The organism is Streptomyces achromogenes, from assembly GCF_030816715.1.
Classification (GTDB): domain Bacteria; phylum Actinomycetota; class Actinomycetes; order Streptomycetales; family Streptomycetaceae; genus Streptomyces; species Streptomyces achromogenes_A.
The window spans coordinates 7,045,520-7,058,772 of the sequence record NZ_JAUSYH010000001.1; the positions used below are offsets into that span (position 1 = coordinate 7,045,520).

The following is a 13,253-nucleotide window of genomic DNA, read 5'->3' on the forward strand; positions in this document are numbered from 1 at the left end:
TATGCCGCAGCGCCGTTGCCGATGCCTCCGGAGTCGCCCCCCATGAGCTTACGTATGACAGTCCCTGCCTCTCGCAAGCCGAAAATGACATCGGAGCGCCCGGTACCTCGCTCGGGTTGCACTGATAAGACAGGAGCAGCGAGCCACCGGGCTGCGTCCTGGGAGGTCCGGCGCGGGCAGCTCTCGAGCGATGAGTTCGGCGGGCGAAGTTCGCAGCGGCGACGGAGTGGCGCAGGGTGCCGTCGGCTACCCGCGCGCACGTGCCCGCGAGGTCACCGCAAGATGCGTCCCGATGGCTGCGTCGTTTGCCGTTTTTCGTGGTTCCGGGGAGGCGGATATCGTCTGTGAGTCTCCCGCGCAGGGAGCGCGACGCTCCGCGTGTGCTCACCCGGCAGGCCAAGCCTGGTGTGTACATGCAGGGCCCGCCCTAAATAGGGTGATCAGCAGGATTTCACGGCCTTCGGGTCGCCACCTTTTGACGAGCAAGGACACCCCTGACTGATGGCAGTGACCCAGCAGGAGATCGAGAACCGGTTGTGGGACGCCGCCGACGAGCTGCGTGTGGCGATGCCCGAAGCGCAGTACTCCTCGGTCGTCTTCCCTCTGATGTTCTGGAAGTACCTGTCGGATACCTGGGAGCACACTCACCAGACCTTCCTCAGGGAGAACGAGGACCTCGACCTCTCAGCCGAGGAAGCCGACGAGGTCGAATACAGCAACTACCAGACGTTCAAGATCCCCTTCATCTTCCCTGGTACCGTCGCCGAGAGCCGCGCCTCTTGGTCATCCATCCTCGCCACCGTCGCCCAGCACGGCCTCGGCCAGCGGGTTCGTGCTTCTCTCCAGGCCATCGAGTCGGCCAACCCTGACAAGTTCTCCCGTATTTTCGGGTCCATGACCTGGACCTCGGAAGCGGTACTGCCGGGGGAGGTACTGGCGTCGGTCATGCGGACGATGAACCGTGTCCCCAAGATGCACGAGGGCAATATGTCCCATGATGTGCTCGGCGGGGCGTACGAGTACCTGCTGAAGCGGTTCTCCGACGGGTCTGGCATCCGCGCCGGCCAGTTCTTCACCCCGCGTGAGGTCGTGGAACTGATCATCGAGCTGCTGGACCCCAAGAACCATGAGTCGGTGTACGACCCGACCTGTGGGTCAGGCGGCATGCTCATCGCCTCCGCGAACCTTCTGAAGGCCCGCGGAGGCCGCGGATACACACTCAGCCTGAACGGACAGGAAGCGGTGACGGATACCGCGGGTGTGGCCCGCATGAACCTCTTCATGCACAACCTGACTGAGTTCAAGGTCGAGGTCGGCGACACCCTGAGGGACCCGCGCTTCAAGAAGCCGGACGGGTCCGTCAAGCAGTTCGACATGATCGTTGCCAATCCGCCCTACAGCATGAAGTGGAAGCCCTGGACCAACGACCCTCGCGCCCTCGGTGGGGTCGCCCCACAGTCGTCGGCAGACTGGGCATTCGTGCAGCACATGATCGCCAGCATGGACCCGCAGAAGGGCCGCGCTGGCGTCGTCCTGCCCCACGGCGTCCTCTTCCGAGGCGGCCAGGAAGCAGCCATCCGTAAGCGCGTTCTCGACGACGACCTACTCGAAGCGGTCATTGGTCTGCCTTCGAACCTCTTCTATTCGACCGCCATCCCCACGGCGATCCTGGTATTCCGTGCACCTGGGACCAAGGCCAAAGAGCGGCAGGACGGTGTGCTGTTCGTCGACGCCTCCAACCGATTTACCAAGGCCAAGAATCGCAACATCCTCACGGACGCTGACATCGCCCACACGGTGGCCGCCTACCACTCGGACGTCGACAGCGACGGCGCCCCGGTGGATTCCAACGGAGAGGGCGGTCTCTCGGCGCGATTCGTCCCGATCACCGAGATCTCAGCCAACGGGTACGACCTCAACATCGGCCGCTACATCAAACAGGCCGCCGCCGAACAGGAAGACCTCGGCACCCTCATCGACGCCTACAACATCGCCCGCGCCGAGCGCCAGAAGACCGAGCAGCGCATGCTCGCGATCCTCTCTGCCGCCGGAATCGAGGGCTTCGATGAGTGACTGGCAGCAGATCAGCCTCGGCGGCCTGGAGGCTCCCGTGCGCGGCAAGGTAGCCGTCCCGCCGCAGGGATCGAGGGCTTCGGGGAGTGACGGTTATCCGCTTCGTCCGCTCGGGGAACTGATGTGCCTCGACATCCAGCGCACACCGATGAAGCCTGCAACTACCTACCGCCTAGCCGGGGTCCTGAATGCAGGGAAGGGGGTTGTCGCCAAAGGCGAACTCGACGGCGAGGATACGGAGTACGCAGCAATGAACGTGCTGCGTGCTGACCAGGTTGTGATGCGCAAACTCACTGCGTGGGAAGGCCCGATTACCGTAGTACCTGCCGAGTTCGACGGATTCGTCGTCAGTAACGAGTTCCCAACGTTCACGCTTGGCCCAGAACTGCTGCCCGCCTGGATGAGGCACGTCTGTGGATCACCGCGACTGTGGGCAGAGATGAAGAACCGCGTGAGCGGGACAGTTCAACGGCGCAAGCGCCTCAACCCAGAGCAACTCTTGCAGATCCAACTGCCGATCCCACCCCGTGAGGTACAAGTGCGGATCGTCGAGATGCTCGACGCAGTTGATGACCAAATTGCCGCGCTGCACGCTGAATCCGCGGCGTTGGAGGGGCTTCTGGAGTCGCTGCGCTCGGACTTGCCGGAGACAGATCATCAACCCATCGGCGACGTACTGCTAGGAATTGACAGCGGAAAGAGCGTCCAGGCTGGGGGAGAAGCCTCCGCTGAGGACGAGTACCGAATCCTGAAACTCAGTGCAGTGCAGTGTGGTTGGTTCAAACCCTCTGAGGCCAAGACCGTTACGGAGGTCGCCGCGTTCTCGCCTGGTCATGTGGTGAAGAACGGGGACCTGCTCATCACACGGGCCAACACGCCGGAGCGCGTTGGCTTCGTTGCGATCGCAAGGAACGTGCCGGAGGGGACGTTCATGCCTGACCTGATCTGGCGTCTTCGTGTGGACGAGTCTCGCGTTCGTACGGGCTATCTAGAGCACGCTTTGTCATCGCGCGAACTGCGGACCAGCATCTCCGGTACTGCCGGTGGAACGAGTAAGTCGATGGTCAAGATCAATAAGCGCGGTTTCGGTGCTGTTCGAGTGCCCATTCCCTCGCTTCCAGAGCAGGGTGAGTACGTCCAGAGGTGCGACGCTGTGGCCGAAGGGATCAGGGCAACTCGTGCTGAGGGGGCCCGTCTTCGTCAGGCCCGGTCGGGGCTGCTGTCGGGATTGCTGGACCGCACCATCGAGATTGAGTCTGTCGACCTGGGGGTCTGAGCCGTGGCTAAGGGCATACGGGAGCGCGAGTTCCAGAACTCGATGATCCAGTGGTCCCTCCCGATGGGATGGGGCTACAAAGCGGGAAGGTCGCTGCCGCGTGAAACGACACAAACGGTGCTCGCCGGCCAGCTGCGGGACGCCATCGTCCGGCTCAACCCTGAGGTGATCGACGGGTTCGACGTGGACGCCGTGGTCGAGGAGATCATCGCTACGGTCAACGCCGTCGACGGCGGGTTGGTGCGAGCCAACGAGCAGGTGCTGGAACTGCTGCGCGGACACAAGGAGTTCCGGGGGGCTGACGGCGTGTGGCACGCCTTGAAGGTCATCGATTTCGAGCACCCGACCACCAACACCCTGCTCGTGTCGGACGAGGTGACCATTACCATCCCCGGCAAGACCCCCCGCCGGTTCGATCTCGTGTACTGGGCCAATGGCCTGCCCCTCGTTGTCGTAGAGGTGAAGTCACCGACCGCTAAGTCAGGGTGGGCCGACGCCGCACGCGAGATCAACGACGTGTACGCCACCGAGTATCCGTGGTTCTTCACCCCCAATGTCTTCGCTGTCGCCTCCGACGGGCTGAAGCTGCGGTTCGGTGCCGCTGGTGCGCCCCTGAACCTGTGGCAGCCGTTCCGGTCCACTGACGACGACGAGAACCTGTCCGGGCGGGCCGACGTCCAGCGCTCCGTCGAGCTGCTGCTCAACCCGGCCACGGTCCTGGACATGCTCGCCAACTTCACCCTGTTCGACACCTCTGGAGGCGGGCCGGACAAGAAGTACCTGCCCCGCTACCCACAGATGGAGGCCGCCCATCTGATCCACAGGCGGGTCCTGGCCGACGGCAAGAAAGGTCTGGTCTGGCACCACCAAGGCAGCGGGAAGACGCTGCTGATGGTGTTCGCAGCTTCGCTGCTACTGGCTGACACCCGCACCGAGTCGCCCACGATCATCCTGCTCTCGGACCGAACCCAGCTCGTGCGGCAAACCTCCGGGGTATTCACCTCCGCGATGGGAGACGCCTACTTCCACCAGCCCTCCACCAGCAAGGAGTTGCGTTCCCTGCTGGCTGACGATGTGCGCGGCGTCATCTCCACAACTGTCCACAAGTTCGCCGACGCCGGCAGGAACCTGTCGACCCGCCGCAACATCATCGTGCTGGTCGATGAGGCGCACCGCACCCAGTCGTCCGAGGAGGAGTCCCTGGCGGGGCAGATGCGCGCAGCGTTGCCGCACGCGAAGTTCTTCGGCATGACCGGCACACCCATTAGGAACCTCGCCACCAACACCTTCGCCCTCTTCGGTGAGGAGACCGACCCGGACAGGGTGCTGCACCGGTATTCGGTGTCCCGGTCTCTGCAGGACGAGGCAACCGTCCCGGTCATGCTGGACCCGCACCCGGTCACCTTCGAGATGAACGACCGGGCCCTACAGGCCGAGTTCGACCAGTTCGCCGACGAATTCGATCTCGACGACCCCGACCGTGAAACCTTGTCCCGCAAGTTCGGGCGCCTCACCTCGGTGTTCGCCAACCCCGAACGCATCCACACGGTCTGCCAGGACATCGTGGACCACTATCTGTCCGGTACCTATCGCAACGGCCTCAAGGCGCAGGTCGTCGCCTACAACCGTGAGCTGGCCGTGGCATACACGGACAAGATCAACGAGCTGCTGGCCAGCTTCGAGGCGTCGCAGGTACTCGCCGAGGTCGGCAAGCACGATCGGATCACCGCAGAGGTGAATATCCACGTCTCGGACGCCAAGACCGAGGAAGCGGCCATGCGGCCCTACCGGCTCTCCGAGGTCGACGAGGAGGACCAGAAGCGGCGATTCCTCACTCCCGATGACCCACTGTGCTTCCTGGTCGTGACGGCCAAGCTGATGACTGGGTTCGACGCCCCCAACGAGGGCGTCCTCTACCTGGACAAGCCAATGAAGGCTCACAATCTGTTCCAGACGATCACCCGCCCGAACCGCACCTGGATCTCCCCGGCCGGCTTCGTGAAGACCACCGGCGTGGTCGTGGACTACATCAGCCTGGCCGAAGAGGTCCAGCGTGCGGTGGTCGACCCCACCTCGGAGGGGTCCGCCGGCAAGGGCGGTGGGTTCGTCACCGACCTGACCGATCTGGTCGCCGAGTTTCGCACCACCTTCGCCCGCATCGAAGACCTCCTCGCAGATGTGGACGGTCTCGACCTCACGGCTCACGGATACGAGTCCGTACGTGTCATCAACGGCTTCCTGGACGCCAACCCTGACGCCGCCGAGGTCTTCAGCAAGAACTACCGGCTTCTGGCCCGCCTGTACCCGCTCATCAACACGGACAAGCGGGTCGCCAAGTACCAGGACGGGTTCGGGCTCTTCGGGTCTGCGTACACGACCCTGTTCAAGAAGTCTTCCGACGAGGAAAGGAAGGAGCGACTGGGCGAGCTGGGGCCGATGGTCCTGGAGATAATCAACGCCCACGTCCACTCCTTCTCGGTGGCCGCCTCCCAGGAAGAAGCCCTCGTCCTGGATGCCCAGGGCATCACGATCCTCAAGGAGCTGCTGGCCCTCGTCCGTCCCAAGCCCGACAAGGACGACAGCGAGGACAAGAGGCCGCCGTCTGCGGCGGAGATCCTGGACCACATCAAGGCCGCCCTTGAGAAAGGCGTCGAACCGGGGTCCGCGAAGTACACCGCCCTGGCAGAGCGGATCAGGCAACTGCGGGACCGGATCATCCAGAACGCCCAGGACGCCCTGGAGTTCCTGGCCGAAGCACTCCGGGTCGCCCGTGCCATCGTGAACGCCGAGAAGCACCCCGACGAAGCCGTCGTACTGGACGACGACCACGTAGGTGTCCTGTCACGGATCATCCACGACCACGCGCCGCCCGGCCTCACCGTCACGGAGCAAAACCTGGCCGAGGAGATCGACCAGGTGGTCAAGCGCACCCTCGCCCAGTCATGGGACAACGCCGAGGCCCGCAACCGCGGCGTCCGCCGTGCAACCGCTGCAGTCTTCCGCCGGTACATGTTGAAGCCGGTGGGCGAACCGTACGGCTCCACCGTCGCCTACGTCGAAGCCCACTACCTCGTTGACTGACAATGCGATGAGGCCCGGCAACCCGTGTCGGTTGCCGGGCTCATAGTGCAGGGCGATGCAGACTCGGAGAAGCGCTGTTTCTCAGAATGAAGCGGGCGCTTCAGAAGGCGCCTGCTGTATCCCACGTTGATCCACCCGTACGACGCACCCTACGGACATGGCATGCATCGGGCCGCGTCTGCGGAACGGACACGCTGGAAGATTCACGCGGTCGGGCTACTGCTGATCACGGCCTGGATTCCACGAAGCCTGTGCGGGGCAACTGGCGGCTGCGCATTCTCTATGGCGCGCCCAAGCCGCACAGCCCCGCGAGTACGCCCGGGGACAGGCTGCTCGTGAATCCCGTCTGGGGGACGCGGCGGAGAATGGCCTGCCAGAGTTCGGGTGCAAGGCGGGAGGGAGGAGGCTCGATCGTGGCCCTGAAGTCAAACACGGCCGTGTTGCCGACGTCGCCGAGGACGAACTGCTGGTCGCGGCCGTAGCTTTCGTCCGTGTCACCGCGGAACCTCTTGAGGAGGAGAGGCAGACCGCACACCGGGTCCACCAGGGCGGCGATGAAGTTGTGCGGCCCTGGTCCCTGCTCGTGCACATGCGACGAGCGCAGCACCAGCCGCGCCACGTCGAAGGCGGCGCCTCGGTAGCCGTCGATCAGGAAGGTGTTGGCGACGGTGTGCAGCAGGGCAGCGCGTCGGAGCAGTCCGCTACTCAGCCAGGCCCCACGCTGCGTGACCTGGGTGTAGCGGTCGTTGTCGTCTTCCCATTGAGCGTGGTGCTCCCGCTCCACCTGAGTCCAGGACCGTGGCGAGGAACGCCAACACAACTGCATGCTGTCCGGGTCGATCCATTTGTCCAGGGTGCTCGCCTCGGCACTGCGCCAGAGTCTGGCTGGTAGCCCGAACAGCCGCAGCCGGGCGGGCTCTCCCAGTACCTGCAGTTCGATCGCAGTCCGATCCCGACGAGTGATACGTAGGCCGGGCACACCCTGCACCTCTTCGTCTGAGGCGCATGACGGCAGCAGGTGGAAAAGAATCTCCGATGCCCGCTCCCTGCTCTCAACAGCGAGGGCGATGCCGTTCGGTTCGGGGCGAACCACGGTGATCCCCAGGGGAAAGCGGGTGTAGATGTCGCGGAACTCCAGGAGCGCGAGGAGTACGCGGGCCTCAAGGTGCTGTTGAGCTGGCGAGGCGGCTTCTGGAATCGGTGATTCGCCCCCCTGGAGTCCATCGATCGCCCGGCGGGCCTGTTGGACGCTCTCGCCCGTGTAGAGGCGCCGGAGCAGGGACAGGTCTTGGTGCAGTGCGCTCATGGGTCTCCTGCACGTCTCGGCCCAGGACGTACGGAAGCGAGATCCGGTGGGGTGCGCGGAGATTCGTGTGCTGACCGGTTCACCCGAGCGTGGAGGATCAGGGCCGAATCGCCTCCGGGGAGCGGTGGTCAAGCCGCATTTGCATCGTAGATCACGCAGAAGCCCCTTGGCGGTGAGCCGGCCAGATTTCGGGCTCCTATCACCTGGAAGGGGGACCTGCTCTCGCCTTCGCACCCGCCATCGCGCTGCCAGCACCTGATCTTCTACCCGGCCGCACTCTCGAGACCGTCGGCGAACTTCCTGTCCATGAGGAAGGCGTGCGAGGTCGGCAGGTACATGTTGTCCCGACCCTTGATCACCTGAGCCGCCGACTGCTGGGCTGGCGGAGCGGCGAGGTAGGTGTTGAACAGCGGGCTGTCGCGCATGTGCATCGGGAGACGCTCGTAGGCCGGCAGATACTCCATGTTGCACTTACGGCATAGCAGCCCTCGCACGCATTTGCCGCAAGAAGAGCCGGGCCCGCAGCATGCGTGGTCGTGATCGATGTGCCAGTGGGACGTCTTCGCGTGCGGAATTCCGAAGTCATCTTCTTCTTCGTTATCGCCGCACAGTGCACACGCGAAGTCCTGTGACCGCAGGATGGCGTTGTATCGGGCAATCGTCAGGCCGTACCGCCACATCCGGCGTTGCAGTTGTCGGCACTTGCGGCATACCCGCTTGCGTACCAAGGAGCAGACCCAGTCTTCGCACAGCGGACACCACTGATCAGGGGCAATGTCGTCAAACACGCTCGCAAGCTAACAGGAGCCTGTGACAAGGGGGTTGGCCGTAGACAGCAGTGGAGCGAGTCGAGGGCTGCAGCGGGAGGCGGCGGTTGCGGCTGCGGCCTCTGCTTCACGCTTGCGAGTAACCGTAGACCCAATGTCAGTGGTGAGTGGTGGGATGAGGTTTGCGTCAGTTGCCGCCGACCCCGGAGTGGCCCGCATGAGTTCACGTATTACGGTCCCGCCCCCTCGCGAGCCGAAGATGACACCGGAGCGAGCCCGCCATCTCGCTCTGGTCGCACGGATCAGACAAGAGCGGCGAGCAGCTGGGCTGCACCCTGACGAGGCCCGGTGCGGCAGGCCCTTGAGCGACGGCATCCGGCAGTGCCAGTCATGGCCGCTGCCCGGCCTTGCCGGATGTGCCCGCCACCTCAACGACGAGGAATGGCAAGACACCATCGACTACCCGCACGCGTATCTCCGCGACGTCTCTGGCGGATGCGTCCATATGACGGTAGAGCAGCAGACCGAACGCAGGCTTTGGGCCGCCCAGCCACCCGCCTGCCACTCCTGGCCGTACCTAAGAGCGGTGCCGTTGCCCGACGAGGACCCCGTCGAACTGCTTGTGGCCTGGCAAGCGGGTCGCTGCGCGGGGTGCGGGCACTCCTTTCAAGCCGACGTAGTGATCGACCACTGCCATGAGACCGGCCTCGTGCGCGGCCTCCTATGCACCCAGTGCAATAACGCCGAGGGAGTCGCACCGCCGCGTCATCCCCGGTGGTTCAGGTACCGGACGATGCCGCCGGCGCTGATCCTCGGATTGCACCTTCAGTACGGGAAGCCGGTGCGCCGTCGTCTCGTCCAAGCTCTCGCCGAGGCGGACGGCTCGGCCGTCCAGAGAGGATGACCGACCAATCTCGACACGGTGTTCTCGTGAGCAGACCGACGCTCGCCTCGCGGTGGACGGGGCGGACCGTTACGGGCTCCGGCTACCTGATTGTCGGTTAGGGATCTGCGGAAGACTGGGTGACGTGGTAACGAACTGTCTAGCGTACCGGGATGCTGTTGGCGCCGTGCTGGTGCTGGTGCCGGTTGCGTGGGCGAGGCCGTCAGCGAGGCTGGCCAGGAGTGCCGCGGGTGTGTAATGCGTGGATAGCCCAGGCGGCGCGGTCGATGTTGGGGCCGGCCCACACGGTCCAGGTCGCCAGGGCACTGTTCGCATTCTGGGCGGCGAAAGCGTCGAATTGGACGCCGGCATCTCCGGCCAGGTTCGTCCAGCGGATCCAGCGTCCGTCGACCGCGTGTTCCCAACCGGCGTCCGTAAGGGGCCTGGTGGCCGCAGTGACGGTTTGCTCGTCGACCGGACCGCCGACGGCTGTGTCGCAGCCGTCACCCTCGGCGAGGTGATGCAGCAGGGTCTGGAGCACGGGCGCCGGGGTGGTGCCGGTCGCGGTGAGGTGCCACATGCGGTCGGAGACGGGCGTCTCGTACGCGGCGATGGTCCATGCGGTCTCGCGGGGGTGGGCTTCGTGGACGCGCTCGATGCGCAGGGTCTGTGATTCGTGGATCGAGTGGGTGGTGTCGTCGGACCAGGTCCGGTACTTCTCCCAGTCGTTGTTCTCCGTGAGGAAGTCGTTGAGCAGGGCTTCGTGATCGCCAAGGTCGGCGGCGTAGGAGGGGACCCTCTCGTCATGCGGGGCGGCGGGGGCTTGCGTCGTGTCGGGTGAACGGAGGCTGGTACGTGCCTGGGCGGTCTGCTGTTCGATGTCGGTCATGGGTGCGGGTCCGGGGCGTACGGCGTCGCCGTGAAGGCGTTGGAAGGAGGCGAGGGCCTGGGCGGGGGATTCGAGTCTGTCGGCGATGGAGCGCAGGTGGTTCTCGCGGTGCAGGGCGACGGTCCCTCCGTCGAGGTAGGTGCCGATGGCGACGGTGGTCCAGCCGTCGTGGGCATGGGCGTGGATGATGAGCCGGCCGTGGCGGATGTCGTCGTAGATGGCCTGGGCTGCGTTGGAGACCTCCCGTACCTCGGCGCGGGTCAGCCAGTGCATGGGGTAGTTCGCCCAGGTCCATTCCTCGTCGATGGCTTCACGCAGCCGGGGTGTGATCTCGGTGGTGATGCCTTCGGCGTGCAGGGCGTGGGTGGCTTGGTGGGCCCAGTAGGGCTCTTCGTGGTCGATCCGGGCCAGGACCATGGTGTGCTCATCGAAGTTCTGGAAGCCGCGGGCGGCCAGGAGGGCCTGGGCGGCGCGGTGGTGGGTGCCCGTGAGGGTGGCGGTCACGGCGCTGGTGTGGGCGGGGTGGGTCTCGATTCGGGTTCGGGCCCGGCTGGTGAGATGGCCGGGCCCGGTGGTTGAGGTCATCGGAGGGCGCGCGCGGCGGTGATGGCTTGCCGGTTGGGCGGACCGGCCCGGGGGGCCGGGGCGGCGTGTGCCTGCGGCCGGGTGGCGGGCGAGGGGGCTGGAGCGGTGGCGCGGTTCCAGCGGGTGCGCAGGGCGTTGAGGTCGGCCAGGGCGCGTCGGCTGCCGGTGATGAGCTGGTGGGGGGTGTTCGCGGGGTCCTCGGTGTAGGCGGTGATGCGGTCGGCGACCGTGTGGGCGCGGGCAAGGAGGGCGCGCTGGAGGATTCTCTCGCCCCAGTATTCGGGGGAGCCGGCCGGCGTGGAGACCAGGGCCATCAGATCTTTGGGGGTCAGGGAGTCGGTGAGGAGTCCGCGGTGCTGGGCTTCGCCGAGAACGGTGACCGGGTCGACCATGTCGCCCCGGTGCACCAGGGCTGACACGGATTGCCAGAGCGCGGCGTGCAGGGGCAGCGTGAAGTCCTCCGCGGTCAGCCATCGCATCTGCTGTACCTCTGCCGGGTAGGCGGTGGCGGTGGCCAGGAGGAGGCGTTCCTCGTCGAGTTCTTCCTCGCTGCTCGGATGTGTGATGGCTGCCAGTGGTGGGGTGCGGGGGAGGGAGCCGGGGTGTGGGGCGAACTTCCCGGCGAGGCCGTCCAGGAGGCGACCGAGGGCGTCGGCCTGAGCGAGGACGCTGGCCGCCGGGTTGGGCAGGGTTGGGTCGGTCGCGGTGCGTGCGAGGCGCTCGGCGTGCCGGCTCAGGGTGCGGCGGGCGTGGTCGGCGCGGATCAGCCGGGTGTAGGCCGCGGCGTGCTTCGACTGTGGGCAGAACTGGATGAGGGCGTGGATGTAGGAGGCGCTCAGGCCGGGGGCGTGGGGGCGGGCCTGCTCCAGGACGGCGTTGAGCCAGGTCGTGTCTTTGGCATGGTCGTCGGGATCGGGTGGAGGGACGGCGCGGATCGCGGTGAACAGCGCGGCGTGGCTGTGGTTCTCGAAGTGCCCGGCGTCCAGCGTGCCGGTCTCGGCCAGCTGCTGGGGTTCGAGAAGCAGGGCACCGAGGAGGGCCTGCTCGGCGTAGTGCACAGGTTTCGGGGCCGGAATGCGGTCGAGGTCGTCGTCCTCGTAGGCGTCGGGGGTGTGGGGCATCAGGCGGTGAGAGCGAAGTCGTCGGGATTGAGAGACGTGTTGAGGTGCGGGGCGAGCAGGTGTGCGGCTAGGCGCGGGGGGACGGCGTTGCCGATCTGGGAGAACTGCTGGCCCTTGTTGCCCTGCCAGGGGTAGTCGTCGGGAAAGCTCTGCAGCACGCCCGCTTCCCGGGCGGTGATCCGGATTGCCTCCGGGGCAGGCAACTGCTCCTGGCCCGCGGCCTCGGCGCCGGGTTCGGCGACCCAAGTGCACTCGTTGGCTCGGTGACCGAAGAAGAGCGTGCCGGCGGGTTCGTCGGCCCGGCGGACGGTGGCGTTGGCCTGGTTGTTGCTGCGCAGCGACCACGACCAGCGGTGCGCCTCGGCGGTGAACGTGGGGGCAGGCGCAGCGGCCGGGCGGTTCTCGCGGGTGCCGTGTCGCGCGGCCCAGCCGGAGCCCTCACGCCGGGAAGCCAGGACGATCTCCGTGTCGATCCGGGGTGCCCAAGTTCCGCGGTCGCGGGCGTCGGTGAGGGTCTTGCGGGAGCCGGAGGGGAAAGGCTCGGGGCCCCCGCCGGGTCCGCCGCCGGCGCACACGGTAGGCACGGGACGGTCGGTGGCGCCCCAACCCAGGGCCTCAGCCATGGACACCCACCGGGCGCGGCCGGGGCCGAACAACGACTCCGGCTCGGCGGCCTTCGCGTGGGTGGGCGGCGGCGGTTCGGCGACGCGTACGCGGGAAGCGAGCAGGATCGCACGCTTCCGGGTCTGGGGGACACCGTAGTCGGCGGCGTTGAGGATCCCGGTCCAGACGGAGAAACCCCAGGTGCGCAGGATGGCCGCATACTGCCGCCACAGCGGCAGGACATCGGGAACCTCCTCCATAACCACCCACTCGGGCTCGCCCACGGCGTTCAGGGCGTGCAGGTAGCGCATGGGTTCGGCCGCAAGGAGAGAACGTTCGTCCGCGCATGCGCCGAGCAGCTGCTTACGGGTGTCGTGTCCGGCCGCGAGGTCGGCGACGGCCTGGTGGACGAGCGGCTGGTCGACCAGGCCGAGCCGCTTACCGGCCATGCTCCATGCCTGACACGGAGGAGAGGCGATCAGCCCGAGGACACGGCCGGAGAAGATCCACGTCGGATATCGGGCGACGTCGGTCCGGATCGTCAACTGCCCAGCTACGGCCCGTGTCTTGCAGGCCCACTCGTCCCATTCCAGGCCGATGTCCCGCGCGCCGAGGACGGTGAGGGCGTGGCTCCAGCCACCGGGCCCGGCGAACAGGTCGAGGATGATC

9 protein-coding genes are annotated in these 13,253 nt (G+C 66.1%); 4 read left to right on the forward strand and 5 right to left on the reverse strand.

Features of this window, described 5'->3' with window-relative positions; all coding sequences use genetic code 11:
• Nucleotides 1-501: 501 nt before the first annotated feature.
• From QF032_RS31360 to QF032_RS31370, 3 genes are read left to right on the forward strand one after another with little or no spacing between them, the layout of a single operon-like run.
• Nucleotides 502-2,073 carry a type I restriction-modification system subunit M gene (locus QF032_RS31360; protein ID WP_307058506.1) on the forward strand — a complete coding sequence of 524 codons (1,572 nt, stop codon included), beginning with the start codon at nt 502-504 and terminating at the stop codon, nt 2,071-2,073.
• On the forward strand, nt 2,066-3,349 hold the full coding sequence (locus QF032_RS31365; RefSeq protein ID WP_307058508.1) for a restriction endonuclease subunit S: 1,284 nt from the start codon (nt 2,066-2,068) through the stop codon (nt 3,347-3,349). The genes QF032_RS31360 and QF032_RS31365 overlap by 8 nt, the downstream gene beginning before the upstream one ends.
• 3 nt (nt 3,350-3,352) lie before the next feature.
• Nucleotides 3,353-6,430: a type I restriction endonuclease subunit R gene (locus QF032_RS31370; RefSeq protein ID WP_307058510.1), complete on the forward strand. Its 3,078-nt coding sequence runs from the start codon at nt 3,353-3,355 to the stop codon at nt 6,428-6,430.
• 280 nt (nt 6,431-6,710) lie between these two features.
• On the opposite strand, the gene QF032_RS31375 is transcribed toward QF032_RS31370, so the two are convergent.
• Complete coding sequence (locus tag QF032_RS31375) at nt 6,711-7,736, reverse strand: hypothetical protein (RefSeq protein WP_307058512.1); 1,026 nt, start codon at nt 7,734-7,736, stop codon at nt 6,711-6,713.
• Nucleotides 7,737-7,999: 263 nt separating this feature from the next.
• Nucleotides 8,000-8,524: an endonuclease domain-containing protein gene (locus QF032_RS31380; protein WP_307058514.1), complete on the reverse strand. Its 525-nt coding sequence runs from the start codon at nt 8,522-8,524 to the stop codon at nt 8,000-8,002.
• 484 nt (nt 8,525-9,008) lie between these two features.
• Here QF032_RS31380 and QF032_RS31385 point away from each other — a divergent pair, with 484 nt between their 5' ends.
• Nucleotides 9,009-9,407, forward strand: a complete 399-nt coding sequence (locus QF032_RS31385; protein ID WP_307060439.1) for an endonuclease domain-containing protein — start codon at nt 9,009-9,011, stop codon at nt 9,405-9,407.
• Between the two features lie 202 nt (nt 9,408-9,609).
• Here the strand turns inward: QF032_RS31385 and QF032_RS31390 are convergent, their stop codons facing one another.
• The 3 genes from QF032_RS31390 to QF032_RS31400 all read right to left on the reverse strand — a co-directional run bounded on the left by QF032_RS31390 (nt 9,610) and on the right by QF032_RS31400 (nt 13,252).
• Nucleotides 9,610-10,779: a DUF317 domain-containing protein gene (locus QF032_RS31390; protein WP_307058516.1), complete on the reverse strand. Its 1,170-nt coding sequence runs from the start codon at nt 10,777-10,779 to the stop codon at nt 9,610-9,612.
• A gap of 77 nt (nt 10,780-10,856) precedes the next feature.
• Entirely contained in the window at nt 10,857-11,981 is a 1,125-nt protein-coding gene (locus QF032_RS31395) for a DnaB-like helicase N-terminal domain-containing protein (RefSeq protein WP_306948065.1), read from the reverse strand.
• The gene (locus QF032_RS31400; protein WP_306955875.1) at nt 11,981-13,252 is read right to left on the reverse strand and encodes a DNA cytosine methyltransferase; all 1,272 of its coding nucleotides are present in this window, start codon (nt 13,250-13,252) and stop codon (nt 11,981-11,983) included. Before QF032_RS31400 ends, QF032_RS31395 begins: the two co-directional genes overlap by 1 nt.
• Nucleotide 13,253 lies beyond the last annotated feature (1 nt).